The following is a 21494-nucleotide window of genomic DNA, read 5'->3' on the forward strand; positions in this document are numbered from 1 at the left end:
GGCACACGCCGACCCAGGCGCCCGGTCCGCCAACGGTTCACCGACAGGCTCGCGGGTCGCCACGCCCCTCGCGGGGCTGTCGAACCGCGCGTCCTCGCCGACGCCATCGCAAAGGTCGGGCCGGCGAACGAGCGTGCCCGCTTCGCCCGTGCCCGACGCGCACCATGCATCCGGCCATGCCCATGCGGCGCGCACATCGGGCGAGGTCGCGTCGACGTCGCGCATCGGCAACGACGGCATCGACGAGACAGCCGGCCCCGAAACCGCGCATGCTCGCGAGACGATGCCGGTCGATCTGCCGCAGTTGCAAAAGGCGCTCGACCTGCAGAAAAATCGACCGATCAATCTGGACGCGCTCGCGGAGATCCTGCGGACGGTTCGATTCTCTGCGCAGCATCAGGGTGCGCATGGCGCGTCACCCAGTCACCGGGACCTCGTCCGCCACATTTCCGACGCAACGCTCCAGAAATTTCACCAGGCATTGGGCCTCGACCCGAACGAGGTTCTTGGAATGAGAAACGCCGCATACCATGCCGGATTGAAGATCCCTTCCAGCAGTACGATCTTCAACATCGTCAGCTACGTCGCGATGCCGCTGGCGTTCACGCACGAGAGCAGCCCATGGAATTCGGTGATCGCCAGTCTTCTGCTGGTCGCTTTCCAGCCGCTCATCACCGCGCCATTGCAATCGCTCGTGATCGGCTCGGTGGACTATCACAGGCGCCTGAAGCATCCTGAAATCAAGCTGGACAAGACCACCGTCAACGCCAGCACGACGCAGCCGCAGATCAAGCGCAGGATCGATGACAGCATCGCCGCGGTGCGGGACAGCGAAGCCGCCGTCGTCGCACTCTTCCGGCGCCACAACCTCGTCAGCGCGAGCGGACTGATCGATCCCGCCAGGATCGACACGTGCACGCTGTCGAACGACGAGAAGCGCGAACTCACGACGCAGTGCCAGGCGCACCTGGAGCGGCTGATCACACTCTGCACGCTCGCCGGCCAGATGCATGCGCTGGACGGTGCGCATGCACGCCAGATCGAATCGACCATCCGGCAGATTCTTCCCCGAACCATCCGCTCCGGCAGCGGCTTTCTCGCGCCGTTCCTCAGAAAATACGCGTCCACGACTTCCGAATCCGTCAACGGCACCGTCGCTTCGCACAAGCTTTCACCGTACGGCGTAACGGGCGTCTCGGTGCTCGTCGCCGTGCTCGCGCTGATCGGGCAGCACTTCGCCGCCGCCCAGGACGAGGTCAACGGACTGCGGTTCGAGCACAAACTCGACATGCTGCACGCCGATTTCTTCGCAGACGGAAAAGCGGATGTCCTGCATCGAAACGGGACCATCGTGGCGGCCGATCTCAGCATCGAGAAATGCCGGAACCTGGTCGTGTCGGCGGAGGCAAACATCGTACAGCGCGTGGCCGACAGCCTCGAGACACGACTCTCGACGCTGAGGCACGCACGCGGGAGTGAACCTCCGGCGCGCCGGGCCACCCCCGAAGAACTGGAGGAGGGGCGCTCCCCCCGCACACGTGAACTCGACGAAACGATCGCCGCCTACGAACGTGATGTCGCCAATCTGCGCCGCCTGACCGTGACGGACAACCTGCACGACGACACGCTGGCCCTGCTCCGGGATGCGCTGAACGGCGCCCACGGGTTTGCATGGGAACAAGCGGTCGCCAAGCTCACGAAACCGCTCGAGTTCACGTCGCAAGTCTCTCAACGCATCGGCCAGACCTTTACGCTCGGCGTGCTGGGAAGCGCGGGCGCGCTGGCGGGCGGGCGCGTCGTCTCCGCGGCACTGAAGGGAGGCGATCATCTCGCGCTCCCCGTTCAGTTCGTCCTTGTGCTGGCGAGCGCGATCATCGGGCTCGTCGCGGCATCGACCCAGGGGATGGTGACCAACATCAAGAATCAACGACGCGATGCCAATCCCGACGATGGCGCGATGCGTTTCGGCGAGCAGACGATCCGGGGCGTGGGCGCGCCGCTCGAATGGGCCCGCAATGCCATCGCGAGTCGGCGTGGAATCAAGGATGCAAGCATCGCCATCGCGGAGCTTCAGGAACAGGCGGCACAAATGGGCGCGAGCCTGGAACGGTTGATCGCACCGACGCCTGGTGAACGCCGCGACGCATAGCGCGCCTGCCTGCCGGCTGCGACGCCCGTGTGGCGTCGCGGCCCGGCGGCCATGCCGCCGGGAACCTTCAGCTCGCGATCGCCTGGCCGGCCTGCTGCAGCTGACCGAGCACTTCCTCCATGCCATTTTCGGCGATCCGCTTGCCGATCGCGCCGAGGTCTGTGTCCCCGGGCGCGGCGATCAGCGCATAGGTCATCCTGGCACGGCGCCAGGTCACGACCTCCATGTTGCCGCCCTGCTGCCGGGTCGGCACGGTGTCGGGCCTTTCGTCCTTCATCACGCACAGCGCAACGGGCAATCCCTTCTCGGGCAGGTAGACGATCTGCACCAGCGGTTTCTGGTTGAAATTCAGGCGCTGGATGCGCTTGAACGTCAGCCCGACCGAGCGCAGGTCCGGAATCCGTATCCGCAGCCCGTCGTCCCGGCGAATGTTCTCCACCGTGTGCGCGGCGGCGGCGAGATTCGACGCATCGGACGCAACGGTGTCGCGCGTATAGAGCCGCTGATAGTTCACGGCTGCCATGATCCACGGGGACATCTGCGTCTGCGCGGTCACCGCTGCGCCCTGCGGCGCGGAATCGCGTTGAGCCGCGCCCGGCGCGAAGCGCAGTATCACGCCGCTGCAAAACGCCCCCGCGACGAACGCGACCGCGAGCCACGGCACCATCGTGCGAACGCGCGAGCGAACCGGCGCGGACGACGGCCCGCGCACGTCGGGCCGCGACGCCGGCGCATTCGCGCGACGACTGTCGCCGACCGCGGACAGCGCCGAAGGCGCGGCGTACGCCTGCGCGATTTCGGTGATCCTGCGTGCCAGGCCCGGCGGCACCGGCGGCCATTCCTGACGCTGGAACGCCTGCTGATAGGGCAACGCCGATGCTTCGAACAGGGCGACCCGCCTGGCGATCTCGGCCGACGTTCCGATCGCCCGGTCGACTTCCTCGCGCTGGTGCGACGTGAGTTCTCCATCCACGTATGCCATGAGCAGGATGTCGTCCATTTTCATGCCCCCTGATCCTCACTGTTCGCTACGCTTTTCACCGGTCGCTCCTTTCGATCGCTGAACAGGGCACCGATCGCCTGGCGGGCACGCGAAAGCCGGCTCATGATCGTACCGATGGGTACGTCGAGCGCCTCGGCCGCTTCGCTGTAGCTGAAGCCCTCCACGCCGACCAGCAACATGACCACGCGCTGCGCCTCGGGCAACTGCTGCACCGCCCTGACGATCTGTGCATCCAGCGCCTGCTGTTCCAGTGTCGGCGCGGAGGGATCGGAGACGGTTTCGAGCAGGTCGTCGTCCCAGTCCATGCCCGAGCGCCGCCGCACGCTGCGTGCGCGGAGTTCGTTGAGCCAGGTGGATTGCACGATCGAGAACATCCAGCTGAGCGGCGCGGTGCCCGGACGCAATTGATGCGCGCGTTCGAGCGCACGAAGGCACGCGCACTGCACGAGATCCTCGGCGTCATGCCGATCGCCCGAAATTCGTAGCGCGAATGCCCACAGACGCGGAAGCATCGCGGGAAGCATCGCGGACAGTTCGGCTGCGGTCATCTACGTCGATCCCCCCGTGATGCAATCAAGCCGACGTTGACGAACTGCAGTATCTGACGTGTATCCATGGGTTTAGGCGAAATTAAGCAAGCAACACCGCTCCAGTCCACGTAAACAGCTGGACGGCGCAGATATTCCATCTGTCGTCGCGTGTCAGCCGAACTGCCTGATAACGCGTTCTCTCGGCCAGGGAGCGCGTTCGTTCAGGCCCGGGCGATGAATGGATAGGTCAGCAGGCCGAACTGCACCAGATTGACGCCGAAGTGCGCGAGCATTGCCGATTGCAGTCCGCCGGCGCGATAGGCGAGCCCGTATCCGATGCCGGACAGGCCGGCCAGAAGAACCAGCAGCGCGCCGCCCTGATAATGAGCAAGGCCGAACAGCACGGCGCCTGCCAGAAGCGCCAGCCAGCCGTCATTCGGTTGCGCGCTCATCAACCGCGCCGCGCCTGCCTGGATATAGCCGCGGAAAAACGCTTCTTCCGCGAACGCGACCAGCAGGAAGTTGTCGAGCACCCACAGCCATGCGAAATGCGGCCACTTCGGCGCCCACGCAATCGCCCCACCCCACCAGGCGATCGAGAAACAGATCGCCGATATCGCCGCGCACGCGATGACCGCCGAAATCGCCAGCGTCGACATCGACTTGCGCGACTGAACCCACGGGTATGCAAGCACCAGCCAGAACGCGACCAGCGGCTTGTCGAGGTTGAGATACATCGTGTAGGGTGCCGCGTCCGGCGTCAGGCGCACCGCGTGAATCACCCTGAGGTTGTCGAAGCCCGGCAGCCAATGCTGAAACAGACCGATCGCAATGACGCAGAAGACGACGTTGCACAGGACCTTGCCGACGAACGGCGGATTCCGCTGCAGCAGCACGCCGGTGCCGACCAGAAGCGCGATCGGCACGAGCACGATCGGCTGCAACTGCCGCGACGCGAACGCGAGTGCATAGCCGAATGCGATCAGGATCAGCGTCAGCCGGCGAGGCATCCTCGAGATCGCCGTCAGCGCGGCAAGAAAAATCGCACACCACGTCAATGCGGTCATTGCACCTTCCGGAGAGTCGCTACAGGGTTGTCGATGGCGTCGAACGCCGGGGGCGTATCAGGCGGGCTCGCGATGACCGCGTGACGTCACGGCGCTTCGGATGCCGCCGCAACGGGTTCGTCTTGCGCCGCGGAAGCAGGTCGCAGCAGCGGCACCATCAGCGTGATGCCGACGGCAACCAGAAACAGCATGAAATAGGACGCGAAGTAACCATCGGTCCGGTCGCGCAGGTAGCCGAACGCGAGTGGTCCCAGCGCGGCGATCAGATAGCCGATGAAAAGCATGAATACGCTCCACGCGTTGGCCGCGGCCGGCGTGGGCGTGTTGTCGAGCGGCAAGGTCATCGCGAGCGTGAAGCCCATGCCCTGGCCGATCGCGATCAGGACGATGCACGACACCGGCCAGGCCGTCGGCGCTAACGCCAGTCCGCCGAGGCCCGCTGCCGTGATGGCCGACGCGAGGCCGAGCCAGCCGCGCCGATCGGTAGCGCGGCCGGCCTTCATGCCCATTCCGAAACTGCTGAGCGCGAACACGCAGGTGAAGAGCCCCAATACGAGACCGGGCGAGAGCGTGTCGACATGCAGTTCCGCGACCGACGACGCGAGCCACGCAAAGCATGCGTACACGATGAACTGGCTGGCGCCGAAGTAAGCCGCGACCCGCCACGCGTGAAGGTTGCGCCACGGAAGGCCGACCGCCCGCGGAGGTTGCGCTTCGACGGCCTTCGCCTCCTGGAAGCGCCGGGCCAGACCGCGCCAGCTCAGGATCGCCGTGACGCACAGCACGCTCCACGACGCGACGGCCACGCGCCAGCCGCCGACATGCTGCGCGATGTAGCCCGACGCGCTCGCCGCAACCGTGGCGCCGACGCTGAGCCCCGCGCTGTATATGCCCATGAAGAACGTCGCGTCGCGCGCAAAATGCTGCTTCACCCAGCCGCCGATCAGCGAGCCCGAGATTGCGATGCCGATCCCGGTCAGCACGGTGCACGACAGCAGCACGCCTGCCGAGCCGGCCAGCGCGCGAGCGATCAACGCGACGCACAGCAGCGCCAGCGCGGCCACGACCGCGTTGTCCGTCCCCAGCCTGCGCGCCACGCCCGGTGCGGCGAGCGCGAAAACGCCCATGCAGATGTCCGGAATCGCGGTCAGCAGGGACGCCTGGGTGTAGCTCAGGCCGAAGCTCCGCTGGATCGAGTCGAGCACCGGCCCGATCGAAACGATGGGCGGCCGCAATGCAATCGAGAGTATCAACAGCGCGACGGCTGCGACTGCCTTTCCGGCATCAGTGGATTGACGCATGATTGTCCTGGCCCGGGCGTGCTCGCTGAAAAAGACGCGCGACGCCGGCCATGCCGGGCATGCGAGCGGCGTCGCGCGCCGGGTGCGTCAGATCAGGGTGACGACCACGTCGATGTTGCCGCGCGTCGCCTTCGAATACGGGCACGTCTGGTGTGCCGCGTCGACCAGCGCTTGCGCGACGTCGGCGTCGACGCCCGGCACGCTGACGTTCAGTCGCGCCTGCAGGAAGTACGCGCCGTCGGCCACGGCCAGATCGATTTCCGCATCGACATGCGTGTCGCGCGGCAGCGCAACCTTCAGCCGTTGCGCGGCCAGGCCCATCGCGCCGATGAAGCATGCCGACCAGCCCGCGGCCAGCAACTGCTCGGGATTCGTGCCGGGCGCGGCCGAGCCGGGACCGGAGAGATTCACGTCGAGGCGGCCATCGGCGCTGCGGGCAGCGCCATCGCGCCCGCCGGTGGTGCGGGTCTTGCCGGTATACAGAACTTTGGTTTCCTGGCTCATGATCGGTATCGGATTGAACGGTGTTGAACGAATGGAGAACGGATGCCGTCGTCGAGATGCATTAGATCGACACCACGTATCTGGCATGTGTCTCGACACCGGGCTATTGCAATGCCATGTATCCATTCCGGCCTCGTACACATTGAGAAACAAATCCGCCGCTCCGTCTCGGACAATTCCTGAAATGGCGCGCGTTTTTCCGACAGAATGACGCTGCAGCGGCAGGCCCGCCCTTTTGCGTCGGCGCCGCGTCAAACCCAAGGAGAGAAAGCCGATGTACAGATACGCACTCGCCACGCTGGTGTTCACCGGCGTCGCGATCTCGAGCGCCGCGTGCGCGGAGACGATCAAGCCGATCAAGGCGTCGAAGTCCGACCTGGCCGGTGCGATATTCGCGCGCGCCGACGCGGTGAAGAAAGAGGCGCACGGCGAGCGCAGCGCGGACGTCGTGACGTTCACCTCCACCGACACGGCCTACCAGACCGGCGTCTATCGATCCGGTCCTTCTCGCGAGGAAATCGCGGGTCCGCAAGGGTTGCCGTACAACGAGTTCCTGTACTTCCTGTCGGGCAGCGTGAAGCTGACGTCGTCCGACGGTTCGGTGATGGTCGTGGGAACCGGCGAAGCCGTCACGCTTCCGAAGGGATGGACCGGACATTTCGATACGCCCGGCTATACCAAGCTCTACGTGACCTACAGCCCCGAGGACGGGAAGCAGCCGTCCGACATGCCGGGACATCCGAACGCGGTGGAATAACGCTCCGTGCTCGGGTGTTCTGTCGATGCAGACAACCCTTCCGGAGTGACACGGTGCAAAACGACCAGCAGGAAATCGAGGATCTTCAGGTGTCCGCACGGACGCACGTGCGGGCGCTCGGCAGCACGGAACATCTGTTCTGGTTGCTGGACCAGAATCGGCCGACGCATTTCGCGATGGTCGCGGAGATCGACCGGCGTTTTACGCCGGACGCATGGCACGCGGCTTTTCAGGCACTCCAGCGGCGCCATCCGCTGCTGTCGACCTGTATCGCCACCGACGCGCAGAGGAATTCAGCCTTCCAATCCGTGCCCGACGCCGTGGTGCCGCTGCGCGTGATCGAGCACGGCGCAACGTCGTGGCAGGCCGAAACGGCCCGCGAAATCGCGACGCGCTTCGACTGGTCGACCGCACCGCTGTTGCGCGCGACGCTATTGCAACGCGAATGCGCATCGACGCTGATTCTGGCCGCGCATCATTCCGTGCTCGACGGCATGGGCTCCGCGTACCTGATCGACGAGCTGTTGCGCATCCTGGCGGGCCACTCGGCGGCGCCGTTGCCGTTGGTGCAGTCGCTGGAGACGCTGCTCGATGCCGACCTGAACGACGCGGCCGTCTTGCCGGCTCCACGTCCTGCACCGGCGCCCAAGCAGTTTCGTGCGGACACGGCGGACCTGCCGCGTATCGATGCCGTTGCGCTTTCCGCCGAATCCACGCGCCGGCTCGTCGCTCGCGCCCGGCAAGAGCAAACCACCGTGCACGGCGCCATCGCCGCGGCCGTTCATGAGGCGGGACGTCGCCTGTCGAGCGAGTGGGCCACGCGCGCGTTGAGAACCGTGACACCGATCGACATACGCGATCTTGCCGGCGAGGCCGGCGTCGCCAACGGCGTGTACATCACCCAGACCATCACGATCGACGATCACCCGCGCGGTATCGACTTATGGACTGCCGCCCGCAAGATCAAACAGGATCTCGCGCCGTCGCAAACGCGTGAGAGCGTGGCAGCGGAGCTGAAGGCGCTCGATACCGCGATGTCGGCTCGGCCGAGCGTTGACCACGCGGCCGGATTCCTGTCGAACGTGCTGGCATTCGACGTCCTGCTGTCGAATCTCGGCAATCAGCCCATCTCCGCCACATACGACGGCGTGTCGCTCGACGCGCTATGGGGCCCCTTCGTGACGTCGGGCTTCGCCGACGATCAGGTCATCGGCGTATGCACGATCGACGGCATCCTGCGTCTCGCGCATACGAGCCATTGCGCAATACCGGGACTGCTTGGCGAAGTGCGCGTGATTCTCGAGGAAGCCGTCGGCTGAGCAGCGGCGGCCCGGCGCGCGTTCGCGTGACGCCGGGCCGCTGTCGTGCATTCAGGACACCGCCAGCGACACCCGCTTCCGGTTCTCGACGACGGAGAGAAGCAGCGCCGCCAGCCCGCATGCGGCGATGAGCGTCAGCAGCATCGTCCTGCCCATGCTGACCAGCACCAGGCCGCCGAGTGCGGGGAAACCGAACACGCCGACGAAATACGATGCGACGAACCACGTGAGCACCGCGCGCCGGTGCCGCGTATCGGCGCTGTTGACGGCTTGCGCCTGGACAATCGGATAGATGAGGCCATACCCGGTGCCGAGCAGCACGGCACTGGCCGAATGAAGCATCGCGTTGTGCGGCACCGCGAACGTCACCGCGACGCTCAGTATCATGAAGCCGAGCAGGATCTGCGTGGTGGCATTGACGCGCATCCGGATCACGAGCGCACTGAGCAGCCAGCGTATGACGACCACCGTGGCCGAATAAAGACCGAAAAACGTCCCGGCCTTCACGCCCGTTTCCTGTGCCATCGACATCTGGAACGTCATCAGCCCCGAGAACACGCTCGAGCCGAGCGCGATGATGGCGATCGGATAGATCGCGTGCGTGCGCGCGATCGCCCTCATTTCGCGGATCCACCGTTCCCGTGCCGGCGGCGCGACGGGCGCGGACGCCGGCGACAGGCGGCCGAAGCATTCCAGCATCACCGCGGCCATCGCGCACAGCCCGCCGACGGTGCAGAACACCGTACCGGTCGTCCAGTGCCAGTTGCGTATCGCGAGCGCCGCGAATGCCGGCCCGCCGCCGACGCCGGCCATCTGGAACGATCCGAACCGCAAGAACCAGCGCTCGCGTTCGGTATCGGTCGTCCGCTCGGCGAGCATCATCGGCGCCGCGAGGTAGAACCCGCCCCAACCGACGCCAACCAGCAACCCGGGCACGATGCTCAACGAGCCGGTGCGCCCGATCAGCGCGAAGCCTGCGACGCCCGCGCCGACCACGAGCGCGGCCAGCGCGGTGGTACGCGCAGTCCCGATCCAGCGGGCAAGCCAGGCGACCAGCGGCAGGCCAATCAGCGCACCGACCATGGCTTCGGCCAGCGCGACGCCGGTATCGACGTCGTCGCCCCCTGCCGAACGAAAATGCATCGACAGCAGGAACGTCGCGCCGTATCCGCATGCAGTCAGCAGCGCGCCGAGCAGCACGAACGACGCGACGCGCGGAGACATCGTGCGTGAATAGGCCATCATGCCTCCCGTTGTTTCTGAATGCTGGTCGGATCAAGGCCCGGCGCGAAAAGGTCAGGGGCCAGTCGCGACATGATCGCTGCAATCGGCCGGCAACGAAACGAACCGTTCCGATGACGCGCCGCATACGTTCGTATACGCGCGGCAGCGGGCCGCACGCGCAGGGTTGCGCGCGGCCCCGGCGGCACCGCGCCGCCCCGAAAAGGACGGGCGCGATGGACGACCGCGGACGCAATGCCGCAGCCTCACACCTCGAACGTGCGGCTTTTCTCGACTAGGACAAGCGCGATGCAGACCTGAACAGCGACGCGCCGACCTCGGCGACGAGCCGTGCGGCCTGGCGGTCTTTCAGTTGATCGTCCCCGTCGAACGCCTCGTGTGCGGATCCCAGCGAAAAGGTCTGCGGGACGACGATCATCCCCAGCTTATCCAGCACGGCCCGCATTCCGGTCTGGGACCGAAGGCCGCCCAGTTGGCCGGGCGACGCGGAGATCAGTGCCGCCGCCTTTCCGGCGAACAGCGCCACACCCGACGAACCATCGTCACGCGGCCGGCTGATCCAGTCGATCGCATTCTTCAGCAGCGCCGTGTAGCCGCCGTTGTATTCCGGCGTCGCGACCAGCAGCGCCTGATGGCCGGCAAGCAGGTTCTGCAGGTCGCGCGCGCCGCCGGGGATGCCTTCGTCGGCCTCCAGATCGCCATCGTACAACGGCAGTCCGAAGTCCGCGAGGCGGACAAAGGTGACCTCCCCGCCTGCTTCCGCTGCACCGCGCGCGGCGATCTTCAGCAGCTTCTGATTCAAGGAATCACGCCGGCTGCTGCCGTTGATTGCCAGAATTTTCACGCTCATGTCGACTCCATTCGTATCGTCGCCCTGATTTGCCCGTCATGCGGAAGACGCTCGGGGGCCCTGGGAATTACAACTCCTGACGCTGCCCTATCGTCGCCGCCAGAATCATCAGGTCCCGACTCGGCGGAACATATGACTCGCTGGCATGAGGACGGAACACCGGATCGCCGCGGTTGATGTGACGCCCCGTCAGCGCGCAGACTGCCGCACCGTTGGCCAAGGCTCTGCACCAGATCTGCTCGGTGGACCTGCCCAGGCACGGGTCGCTCCACGAGATGCTGATTGCGCTCGATGAAATCCGCCTCACGATCACGAGGTTGGCGGGCCGCCTTGCCGGTCGGCGATGATCACCGGCCGCGCGCGACGCCGCGCTCGCGCGACGCCTTGCGTGCTTCACGGAAGGCTTCTTCGCGCACGCCTCGAGCTGCTCGGCGGACGGGTCGAGAACGTTCAGCAGGACCCGAACCACGATATTGTCTTCGGACAGTGCGGTCATCGATCGGTCTCCTGCAGCGTGGATGGACAGGGTTCGAACACGCTCGGACGCGTCGGCGGGATGTCTTGCCCGGGTGCTTCATTGGACTTCCGCCATGTATCTGGCGTATGTCGCCGACGTATCGAAATGTATCCGGCGAAACGCCGGCGCTCGGCTCGCGGGCCTTACAGGCCGCGCGCCATGGCGCTGACGGACGCCAGGATTCCCGCCATGAGCGCAACACTGTCGTCGGACCGGTACACGCCAGAACCGCCAAACGTGCGCTGCGCCGCGTTCTTGAAATGGCATGCTTCCGGACGTGTTGCATCGGCCGAGCGATAGTGCACGTGAAGCGGCACGGTCGTGACGTTCTCGGTGCGCTGCTCGCCCGTCCCTGGAACGAGATAAGTGATTGCCTGTTGGTCCCTCAACTCGATGACGTACTCATCGAAGAAGTCGTCATGCGAACGGCTCACGCCGTTCGGCGCGATACTTGACAGTTTCAGCCTGTCGACCGTCTTGCGCGCCGAGACGAGGCTGAGACCGTCGTGCTTCTGGAGCCAGAGGAAACTTTCGCGCGTCGGGTTCTGCGCGAACTGTTTCAGGACACGGCGCTTCTGCTGGACGGCGGCCTCGTGACGCAGCGCTTCCATCTCTTTCGACAGTCGTCCTGCGTGCTCGCTCAGCGCCTCGCGCGCGGGTAACGCACTGTTCTTCGCATTGTCGATCGCCTGCTTGCCGGGTTCCAGATCGATGAGCTCAGCGACCAACCGGTCGATCGTCGCGATCCGACCCAGCGCATGCCGACGTCCGGCGTCGAGTGCATTTACCGCACGCATGAATTTGCCGTAAACGCCGCTACCGCTCAGCAGATGCAGGCCGTTCGCCTGCTCTTCCGTTCGCGCTTGCGCCGCCAGCGCGTCGGCATGTTGACGCACGTCATCCACGTGAAACGGCTCAGCGCACGCCGCGGCGAGTGACTCCGTCGCTTTGCGACGCTGCTCCTCGATCCTGCGTTCATCTGCCTCCTGCCTGGTCCGCTGGTTTTGCGCCATCTCGGCGCGCGCCATGCGTTGCCGACGCGTCAATCCGGAGCGGACGGTTGTGGTGGCAAGTTGCGGCTTCGGCGCGTCGCCCCAGTCGATGTCCGGAACCGCCATCTTCTCGGCGGCCGGCATCTCCAGCCCCTTCAGGTGCTTGTTCACGTACTGGCTCACCTTCTCATGGGCAGGGTCCAAAGGAGCAACGCACATCGGTGAGCGGCCGGATGCCGGCGTATCGATCAGCGCCTTCATCTCTGCGGCGATGGCGATATTCCATTGCAAATCGCGTCGTATTCGCGACACCGCTCCCTGCAGCCGATCAAACGCGCCCTCGACGCCGGCAACATTGACGAGCCCCGTTTTCGGGTCCTGTGCGCCGTTGCGCAGCCACGCCAGATCCGTTTCAATGTCGTCGCAGTGATGCGCAACGGCGTCGAGCACCGGCTGGCGTAGTGCATCCTCAGGGTCGAGATAGACCTTCTTCTCTCCATTCGGAAACTTGGCGATGCAATGGGTTACGTTGTAATGCAATTCGGCAACGCGCTTTCCCATGTTCCGCGACACTTCGTTGAACGCGTCGAGCGCCGCTGGATCATGCGTGCCGGAGTTCAGATCGAATGAACTGCGGAGGTTGCGGGCGTGCTCGAAGGAGCCTATCGCCAGGATATCGACGCGTATGCTCATGTCGAGCAGGCGGCAGCGTTCAACAAGCACGAAAATATCGTTGACGCCCGGCTTGCCGCGCAGCGCGTCGATCCATCGAAGCCCGTCATCCATGCGCCGGGAGAAGTTGTCGTACTGGCCGCCGACATGCTTCAGGCGCGACAGCAACGCTTCCTGTTTCCTCACTTCCTCTTCATTCATCATCCGATACCGCTCGCCGGGCCCGGCCGCATCGCGCATCTCATCCCAAAGCCCGCCGAAATTGCCTTCGAGCTCCACGAATGACGCCTGCAGTGGCACTTCGTGTACCGCATTCACGAACCCCTGAGTGACCAACAGATCGGACACATGGGCCGCCACCGCGTCCCGGAGCGTCGCCTTCCAGCTCGCTTCAAGGTTGACGGCGCGCCCGCCGATCGTCGCGTTACGCAACGCCGGCATGTCTCGGCCCATGTATTCGAACAGCCTGTCGAATGCGGCACGTATGCTTGCCATGTTCTCGTCGAGGCCGGTCGCGATGCTTGCAAGGCGATTCAGATCGGACCGGGTTGCGCGAAAAGTCGCCGTGCCGTCGCGCGCTTCGATATGGAGCGCCAGCGAGCGATGCACGTCCATCATCTTCCCGACGGCTTCGAGCACACTCCCGCAGCCGTCGCGGAAGACCCCCAGTTCGTGGTTGAACCGTCTCAGCAGACTATGCTCGCGCGAGGTAGATAACCCCGGCCTGCCAGGGCTGTCCGTGGCTTGGTTCGACGCATCGACCCTGGCCTGTTTCGACTCGGCGAGTATCCGCTTGCCGAGCCGGGATCCTCCCCCCCTCACGATCTGCACCGCGTTCCTCGCCCTGCCCAACGACACGAGCACCGGCCCGGCATGATCGACAAGACGGTTGCCGCTCCGATCCGCGGTCAAGTACTTGCCCAGCGCAGCGCGGCAACTGTTGATGTACATCTGAATGAACTCGAACTCGCTATCCGTGACTTTATCGACTTTCGGTGCTTCGAGCTCCCCTGCCGTCAAGCCCCCATGAATGGCGACGCGTCGCGATGCGGACGCAGACGCACGAGCCGGCGCCGGCGCAAGCCCCTCGAAGGACGACGGTCTGGGAGACCGAGCGGGCGTAGGCGACACGGTCGGTGCGTCGTCACTCGATCGCGCAGGAGTGAGATCCGGATAGCCCACCGGCGAGACGTTGCTCATGGATTACCTTTGACCGATACAAGAAAAACATCGGCCGATTGTGGTGCTCGACACGTCCCGCGCGCAGTCGCCGTTGCGAACCCGGGATCGGGATCGCGAAACGATCGGCGGCACATCGCATTCGCGCTTTGACCTGATGCGTCACCCGACGGACTTTCCCTGTTCGCAAGACGCTTCGATATTTCGCCTGGCAGGCAGGGCGAGATTCGGCGCCGTGAGAAAGTTCGACGCTCCACTTTGACGGTGCGTCATCGCGCCAACGATATTGCGCGCTCGCGGTGCATTCAACGCCGCCAAACCCATCAGACATTCATGCGAACCACGAGCCTGGCCGATACCGGCGAATCGATCCCGGCAACGGATTCCACGCGTTCGGCGGATGCCGGCGCGCCCCGGCCGTCGGCGGAAACAGCCCGGCCGGCAACGGAAATTCCGTCCCAGCTGCTTGCGCTACGCGCCCCGGGACGAGCCCGCGACGTCGCGGCAGCCGAGCCGTTGGCGAGTCGCCCGAGAAGCCGGGCGCAGCCGTCCCGCAGCAGAACGTCGTCGAGCGCCACCGCTCACGGAGCAACCAGCGCCGCAGCGGACGGCATTGAGCTTCGAGCGGTTCGGCCCCGCTCTCCTGCGTCAATCAGCGTGCAGGAAGCGCGGGTAATGCTCAACGGACTGCAAAAGCTGAATCGTCAACTCGCGACATCGCTGAGTAATGCCCTCGATTTCCACCGCAAGGTCCGCGATGCACTGGCCGGATCGGACCATCCCTGCGTGACGGACGAGAACATTCGAAAGATCGACGACGTCGAGCGCTTCATCGTGACCGCCAGGCCGGTGAACGCATTGCTCGAATCCCTGGTGGGCGACCTGCGGCCGGATCCCGGGATCGACTCGACGAGGACCGACACCGGTGCTCCATCACGATCCGGCGCGAAGCAACGCCGTATCGCGCTCGCGGAAATGGCCGGCGCGATTGCGGCCAAGAATGCCGCATGGTATTTGCTGCCCGGGATCATTCCGCACAACCACGTTGCGTTCGACGACGTCGGAAAAATGACCGCACTGGTGGCGCAACGATCGGTGATCGCGCTGCTCGTCGCCGCGATGACGGAATATCCGCTTGCCACGGATGCGCAACGGCGATTCAAGGACGCCGGCGGTCGAATCAACTCATTGCAGGCGTTTGCCCAATCGCTCGATCAGGTGCTCGCACTCCTCGTCCTCTTCGTCACGGGCAAGGCCACCGGGCAGGAAGCCCCTCCTGCCCATCAGGTTGCCGGATTCGCGCTGACCGCGGTCGGCGCGGCTTTTCAGGCAGGCGCATTGAACGGCCTGATCATCCGCATGATGCGTCCCGTTTTCGAAAGACAGCGGGCCAAGTCGGCGCAGCCGCTCGAAGAAACGTTTGTCCCGATCGCTATCGGCATGTTGCGATCGAATCCGGAACAAGCAGACCAGGGAGAAATCCGTCGAGTCGAACGATCCGCGGCTGATCCGGAGCAGGGCATCTCTTCCGTGCCAGCCAGCGGCGCACCCGATTCGTCTCTGAATGCATGGCTTGACACGGTACCGGCCCGGATTGTCGACTCGATGAGAGCCGACCTGCAACATGCATGCGTGTCCGTCGCGAAACTGCACGATGCGATCTTCCGTCATGACGATGATCCGCTGCCGGCCGGCAGCGCTCCCGCGCCGGCCGCCGTCGACCACGACACGCAGGTCGCCCGGTTCGAACATGACCTCGCGGCAATCGGGACCGCCGTTCGGCGGTTCCGCGGTGAGCTCTCCGACGATGACGCACGTCTGCAGAGGATCGACGCGGCGCTCGCGCATGCCGGGGAGATCGAACGCACACTCGGTGACATGCGTGCAGGATCCACGCCGAAAAGAACGGCGTTTTTTGCCTCCATGGCGCTGTTGAGCACGATCGGATCCGTGCTTGGCGCGATCGGCCCGTCCGTACACAATGCGTGGCTCTCGGACATCCGGCACCGCGCCGCGATCTTCGGTGTCACGTCTTCCGTGCTGCAGGCGTTTGCCAATCTCGGCCAGTTCCTCGGCGGCGCCAAACCGGGCGACGGACGTCTCGTGCGTTTCCTGAAGATTGGACTGGAAAACGACAACAACCCGTATCGGGCATGGGCCAAGAACTGGCTGCGCGCCGTCCGGTTTCTGCTCGGCGAATTTCCGCTGCTTCAGCTGTCGACCACCTTCTCCGAAATGGCAAACGGGGAAGCCGGCCAGTCTCCGCAGGCGCCGGCACACGGTACGCCGTCGGCCTATACGATCAGGAACGTCCAGGAAGCCTTTCGCGCCGTTTTCAGTCTTGCCTTCACGGCGTTGGCGCTGGGCGAACAGGCGAACTGGAATCACTATCTGGGGCTCGGCATCACTGCACTCGGCGCGATCGTGCCGGCCTCGATCGAGCGGGCCACGATTCGCCGGTAAGCAGCACCGGCCGCGAGCGCATTCCGGCCGGCAGCCGATGCCGGCAGCCTGAAGGAAGGCATCATCCGGGCGAGCATTCCTGCCCGGCGCGCGATGCCCTCGCCCCGCGCGCTCCGCTATCTGCGCGTCTGGCCCAGTTCGAGATCCGCCTGCATGGCAAGCAGTTCGAGTTCCGAGCGCGCATCGGCAACGCGTCGAGGTGGATCGTTCTGGCGACGTGACGCGGTCGCCGGTTGCTGCGGCTCGGGGATCGCCGCGTCGATCGGAGGGGCCGAGGGTTGCCGGGAGACGCGAACACCCGACCGATCATCGGGGAGCATCTTCCAGCGCCTCAGGATGCCGCTTATCTGCCGCGCATATCCGTCGCGCAGGGACGGCGTCGCCGAATGGTACGCACCGACCGCGGCCCAGGTGTTGCCGTACTTGTCCACCTGGCGGCGCAACAGCCAGGCCGCGACATGCACGCTCTTGCACGGGGACATGAGTGCCTCTCGCCCGATCCCGAAGCGCGCAAGCGGCGAAAGATGAATCGAATTGATCTGCATCAGCCCGTAGTCGACCGACCCGTTTGCGTTCACGTGCGTCGCATTGGCGCGGTTGCGCGACTCCTGCCAGGCGATCGCGCGCAGGATGAGCGGATTGACGTGCTGGTACGCAGCGGCATCGTCGAAGCAGTCGGCGTGCGCGACCTGCACCGTGCCTGCACTGCAAACCAGCACGAGACAACGCAGCCTGATATTCGATACTTTCATGGGTGTCTAACGTAAAACCATCGACGAGTGAGATGCGATCCCTGAAACCGGCGGTCTTTCTCATTCGGCTTCGATCGCCCTGGAATCGCATCGTCCGTCCTGCATGACAAAGCAATCTGCGGCTTTCCGAAGCGACGCACCGGCGAGCGAATCCGACGCGCATTGCCGGCAAACGAATCGTCCACGCCCACGTTGACGCGGGTCCGTGGACAGGCGAGCCCGTCGGTACCGGTCATCTTCCAGACGATCCGTTCGAACGACGAGGACATCGTCCGGATTCCGGACATCGGTGCCGGCCATCGTCTCGTCAAGCCATTCGATCGACGGGTGCTGCCTGCATGGATCCGTGCGCTCCTGCGCCGCTCCCGAGCGTCGGGGAATGAAATCCGGCAGACGATTGCCGGACTGGCCCGAGACGCTTCTTGCAGCCATCCTGCGGCAGCTGCTCGAGAACGCGGCAATGGCGAAACTGCCTCCGTCGAACACGGGTCGTACATCGCCGCTTCGCAAGGCGCTTCATCCGTTCGCGAGCGCCAGCGACCAACGCGTGCCCGGCCGGTAAACATCAGGATGACCAACAAACTCGAGGTACCGCCACCATGGATCCCGTTCGCGCCTGGTCTCGTGCGCCCTGGCAGACTACACAGCCCATTCCCTCGGATCCGCGGCCTTTGGCGTCGGGGGCGCACTACGTCGGCACAGTGCCCGCGCCGCTTGCCAACTTGCCTGCGCGAGGACGGTCCCACAGCGTGTCGAATCCAACGCGAATGCCGCCAGGGGCACCATCGTCTCCCTACGGAGCACATTTTGTCGCCCCGCCGCCTCCACGCGCATTCCCGCCTGCGTTCCAGGCCCCCTATCCTCCATTGATGATGCAGGGCGCGCGCTACCCCTATCCAGCCCAGCCGTTTGCGACAGCCAACGGTTTCGGCGGCGTGGAAGGAACGGGCCGACGTCGCTCGGCCTCGATGTCGCGAGCCGATAACCGTCGACAGCCGGTCGAGGTGCCGCGCGTCCCCGGCCTGCTGCGAAAAGACCGCGTCGACATCCCGGCCGTGCGGCGAAACCTGAACGGTAGCGTTGTTTTCGGGCCGTCGGCCTCTCTCAGCGATGCCATGCCGTTCCTGACCCATGACGGCGGCCCCGGGACGAATCTGGTTGCTTCGTTCAATCCCGGCGATGGCACGATAACGATGGATTGGGTGCGGGTTCGTGTCTTTCAGCGAGGCATGACGAGCGAAAACGCGCGGGCCGCGATCAAGCACCTGATACGGCAGATCCCCGCTGGAGATCCGGTTCTTCGTCCTTTCCTCGAATGGCACGGCAACCAAGTCGGCAATCGCCCCGCCACCGCCATCACCAGCGCTCACGAGGCCATCGAACTCAGCATCAAGGAAGTGGATGGAATCCGCGACTTCGGTCCCGCCGGTGTGAAGCGTGTGCTGCGAGGATTGTCGGAGCGCATGCATCGTGTCGCCATGGCGGCGGTGCCGACGACGCGAGGTCGGCGCGACGCACCGCGCGCGCCGGTCGACTTTGTCGTCGACTGGATGGTCGCCCTGCGCCAGACAATGAAACAGTTTCCGGAGGGATCCAATCGCCTGCGAAGGCTGAAATCGCTCGAATGCGAGGTGCGCCGCAACTGGCTCGATCATCATTTCTCGCCCGATCGCGCGAGTGCCTATTTCGCTCGGAAAGCAACGGAGTGCAGACGCAAGAAATTGCCGGAATTGTCTCCTCTCGCGAACCACTTGAGCTTCGAACTGGACGCACTCGCCCGCAAAGGCCCGGTGCCTCTCGCGTTGCTCTACGAGAACGACATGATGCGCCAATGGGAGACTTCGTTTGTCAACAGGCTGGTTCAAAATCCGCCTGCGGATGCGGTGAAGGCGGCCAACGGCGTGCGGCATCAAATGGCCTCGATCATGCGGAAGCTAAAGAGAGAGGCGAGCCCGAACTTCGACGATTCCGTTGACCATCTCCGCAGGTTGATGAGAGACGACAGGCGCTTTTGGATGCCTAACGTACCGGCGATCGAAGCGTTGTGCAATGCCGAAGGCAGTCGCAAGCGCGGCGAGGCATTGCTCAATTACCTGTCGCAAGAGATCAATACCGGCGAAGGCTGCGTGAGCGTGTACTACACGACCGTCAAGCTTTCTCGTGCCCTGCGCAAGCATGCGAATCACTACGTCAAGTGGGACAACTCCCCGCAGGACGATCAGGACTTCGCCACGCGGGACGCCGCGCGTGCCATTCTGAAGCGGCGTGACGTTTACGGACTCGGCACGGGCTTGCACCTGGCGCACCAGCCGGGCCTGACCAGCGCGCCCTATATCAACACCTTCAGTTCTCGCCCCGCGTTGAAGAACCGGCCGAACCTGGGTGCCCCGTCAGCTGCGATCCAGACCCAGCTCGCCGCAGGCGCACCCTATGGCTCCGGCCCGTCGGGATCCGCCGGGTTTGCCTGCAAATTCGTCGACTATGTCAATCGTGAAAAGGGGGCGAGAATCGACAGGCCGGCCGCCGTGCTGGGTGCATTCATGTTCGTCGCCTATGACGGCGGTCACTCCTTGAACGAGGTCATGTGGGAGATGAACTTGCTGAAGTCCAGACCGGGGAACACGCGCATCGACATGGGGATTCACGGATCCACGGTCGATCCGAACCGATTCGTCGGGCGCTACCTGGACTTTATCGAGTCGTTCTCCAGCGGGACTCGCGACATGCTCTACCACGCATCTGACAAAGCCTTCGAGGACGTGCTTCGTTACGACCGGCAGCAAGGGAACCAGGTCGTGTTCGGAAACGGCGCGGCGCGGTAATCGTCACCTGTCTTGCTCATGGTGAAGGCTCGAGCGTTGGTCGGCAGGCTGGATGCTTTGCCGACGCACGCTGATTTCCAGGACGTATCGAGCAGCGAATCCGGAAGCCGGAAGCCGGTGCGGCGAATATCGCGACGACGCTTGCATGGAATCCGAAGCCCATTGCCGGCAAGCGAACCGTCCACGGTTATTCGGCATGTCCGGGCGTGCCGCGAATTTCCCGTCGAATATGATTTACGCTCTTCATCCACCCTGTCGCGAGGCAATCGTCATGGTTCGTAATAGAGCGACCATTCGGCAAACGGAAGTCATGCGCCCGTTACGTCCGCTGTTTCCGGAAAGCGACGTGGCGCCGCGCTGCCCGATGTTGCGAATGCTCGGATGGGGTGGACTGTCGGCCGTGATTGTCATGATCGGCGCGTGTGCCGCCCCGCCGCTTCCCCCGGCGAACGACGACCTGCCCGACGCACTGAGGGTGCCGCCACAAGAAGTGCTGGAAGACATCCTGACGACCACCGGCGACGTACTGTATCGATGCGATCGCAACGACAACGGATTGCGCTGGACGTATCGCGGCGTTCAGTCGACGCTCGTCGATTCGACCGGAGCAAGCGTCGGCACCGCGTTGCCGGGCGGATATTTTTCGGGTTACGACGGCAGCTACGTCGTGAGCCGTCCGGACGCGCTGACGACGGTGAGCCCGGACAGCTTGCCATGGGCCCGCCTCATCACGCGGTTCAACGCGGGCGACGAGGTTTTCGAAACCCGGTTCGCGCGCACCGGGCTGATCCTGCGGGTGGACACCCAAGGCGGCTTGCCGCCCGACCGGCCATGCATTCTCGAGCGCTCGACCTTGAACGTCCCCTACCGTGCCACGTACCTGATGTATCGGTCGCCATCCCCGCGGCCGACCGCGATGCCCGTCCCGTCGACGCACGCCGCGACGCCGCCCGATCGCACCGTGATGCCCGCCGGCTTCGATCCGCAGGCGGGCGATGTCACCAGGCTGCCCAGGAACCCGGCACTGCCCAACGGCGCACTTCCGTTACCCGATCATTGAGTCGCGGATGCACATCGTTTGCGGCTACCGGCACCCGGCGGACGCAGCGCAATGCCTGATCGACCGTGCATATGGGCCGGAAGCGCAATTTCGATAAAGATAAAGCGCGGCATTGTATTTTCTTTTGAATATTTATCGACCGGCCACCCACGCATCAAGCAATTTCATTTCCGTGCGCGTCGGCGCCGGAATTGAATGGCCGCTTGCGATCCAGCGCACATTTTTGTATCGCACTGTATCCCCTCGAGTTTCAGAAAGAACCGGATACATTGGCGGCGACATGGGCAAATTTTCGTAACGGGATCCTGTTGTAGG

General features: G+C 64.6%; 15 protein-coding genes and 1 pseudogene. 6 read left to right on the top strand and 10 right to left on the bottom strand.

The window, feature by feature from the left end; genetic code table 11:
• The first annotated feature begins 133 nt into the window (after positions 1–133).
• Complete coding sequence (locus DIE21_RS20005; protein ID WP_124499344.1) at positions 134–2149, top strand: hypothetical protein; 2016 nt, start codon at positions 134–136, stop codon at positions 2147–2149.
• Positions 2150–2216: 67 nt separating this feature from the next.
• Here DIE21_RS20005 and DIE21_RS20010 read toward each other — a convergent pair whose 3' ends face one another.
• The 5 genes from DIE21_RS20010 to DIE21_RS20030 all read right to left on the bottom strand — a co-directional run bounded on the left by DIE21_RS20010 (position 2217) and on the right by DIE21_RS20030 (position 6554).
• Positions 2217–3155: an anti-sigma factor gene (locus DIE21_RS20010; RefSeq protein ID WP_124499345.1), complete on the bottom strand. Its 939-nt coding sequence runs from the start codon at positions 3153–3155 to the stop codon at positions 2217–2219.
• Positions 3152–3700 (bottom strand): RNA polymerase sigma factor, encoded by a 549-nt coding sequence (locus DIE21_RS20015; protein WP_124499346.1) that lies wholly within the window; start codon positions 3698–3700, stop codon positions 3152–3154. Before DIE21_RS20015 ends, DIE21_RS20010 begins: the two co-directional genes overlap by 4 nt.
• 203 nt (positions 3701–3903) lie before the next feature.
• A complete protein-coding gene (locus DIE21_RS20020; RefSeq protein WP_124499347.1) occupies positions 3904–4749 on the bottom strand; it encodes a CPBP family intramembrane glutamic endopeptidase in 846 nt (281 codons plus the stop codon).
• A gap of 86 nt (positions 4750–4835) precedes the next feature.
• On the bottom strand, positions 4836–6050 hold the full coding sequence (locus tag DIE21_RS20025; RefSeq protein WP_124499348.1) for a CynX/NimT family MFS transporter: 1215 nt from the start codon (positions 6048–6050) through the stop codon (positions 4836–4838).
• Between the two features lie 87 nt (positions 6051–6137).
• The gene (locus DIE21_RS20030) at positions 6138–6554 is read right to left on the bottom strand and encodes an organic hydroperoxide resistance protein (RefSeq protein WP_124499349.1); all 417 of its coding nucleotides are present in this window, start codon (positions 6552–6554) and stop codon (positions 6138–6140) included.
• A 274-nt stretch (positions 6555–6828) separates the two neighbouring features.
• On the opposite strand from DIE21_RS20030, the gene DIE21_RS20035 reads away from it, so the two are divergent.
• Both DIE21_RS20035 and DIE21_RS20040 read left to right on the top strand, forming a co-directional pair.
• Positions 6829–7311 (top strand): cupin domain-containing protein, encoded by a 483-nt coding sequence (locus DIE21_RS20035; RefSeq protein WP_124499350.1) that lies wholly within the window; start codon positions 6829–6831, stop codon positions 7309–7311.
• Complete coding sequence (locus tag DIE21_RS20040; RefSeq protein ID WP_260432530.1) at positions 7200–8630, top strand: condensation domain-containing protein; 1431 nt, start codon at positions 7200–7202, stop codon at positions 8628–8630. The genes DIE21_RS20035 and DIE21_RS20040 overlap by 112 nt, the downstream gene beginning before the upstream one ends.
• Positions 8631–8681: 51 nt before the next feature.
• On the opposite strand, the gene DIE21_RS20045 is transcribed toward DIE21_RS20040, so the two are convergent.
• The 4 genes from DIE21_RS20045 to DIE21_RS20060 all read right to left on the bottom strand — a co-directional run bounded on the left by DIE21_RS20045 (position 8682) and on the right by DIE21_RS20060 (position 13854).
• A complete protein-coding gene (locus DIE21_RS20045) occupies positions 8682–9875 on the bottom strand; it encodes an MFS transporter (RefSeq protein ID WP_124499351.1) in 1194 nt (397 codons plus the stop codon).
• A gap of 271 nt (positions 9876–10146) precedes the next feature.
• Entirely contained in the window at positions 10147–10722 is a 576-nt protein-coding gene (locus DIE21_RS20050) for an NADPH-dependent FMN reductase (RefSeq protein WP_124499352.1), read from the bottom strand.
• A gap of 67 nt (positions 10723–10789) precedes the next feature.
• On the bottom strand, positions 10790–11218 hold the full coding sequence (locus tag DIE21_RS20055; protein WP_124499353.1) for a DUF3331 domain-containing protein: 429 nt from the start codon (positions 11216–11218) through the stop codon (positions 10790–10792).
• 164 nt (positions 11219–11382) lie between these two features.
• The gene (locus DIE21_RS20060; RefSeq protein WP_124499354.1) at positions 11383–13854 is read right to left on the bottom strand and encodes a hypothetical protein; all 2472 of its coding nucleotides are present in this window, start codon (positions 13852–13854) and stop codon (positions 11383–11385) included.
• A gap of 903 nt (positions 13855–14757) precedes the next feature.
• On the opposite strand from DIE21_RS20060, the gene DIE21_RS20065 reads away from it, so the two are divergent.
• Positions 14758–16545 carry a hypothetical protein gene (locus DIE21_RS20065; protein WP_124499355.1) on the top strand — a complete coding sequence of 596 codons (1788 nt, stop codon included), beginning with the start codon at positions 14758–14760 and terminating at the stop codon, positions 16543–16545.
• A 311-nt stretch (positions 16546–16856) separates the two neighbouring features.
• On the opposite strand, the pseudogene DIE21_RS20070 reads toward DIE21_RS20065, so the two are convergent.
• Positions 16857–17297, bottom strand: a pseudogene (locus DIE21_RS20070) (lytic transglycosylase domain-containing protein); the annotation flags it as partial.
• Positions 17298–18166: 869 nt separating this feature from the next.
• Between DIE21_RS20070 and DIE21_RS20075 the strand changes: the two are divergent.
• The gene (locus DIE21_RS20075) at positions 18167–20119 is read left to right on the top strand and encodes a hypothetical protein (RefSeq protein ID WP_124499357.1); all 1953 of its coding nucleotides are present in this window, start codon (positions 18167–18169) and stop codon (positions 20117–20119) included.
• A 145-nt stretch (positions 20120–20264) separates the two neighbouring features.
• Positions 20265–21179 carry a DUF3455 domain-containing protein gene (locus DIE21_RS20080; RefSeq protein ID WP_124499358.1) on the top strand — a complete coding sequence of 305 codons (915 nt, stop codon included), beginning with the start codon at positions 20265–20267 and terminating at the stop codon, positions 21177–21179.
• Positions 21180–21494: the final 315 nt, after the last annotated feature.

Origin of the sequence: Burkholderia sp. Bp9140, assembly GCF_003853425.1 — a bacterium.
In the GTDB taxonomy this organism is placed as follows: domain Bacteria; phylum Pseudomonadota; class Gammaproteobacteria; order Burkholderiales; family Burkholderiaceae; genus Burkholderia.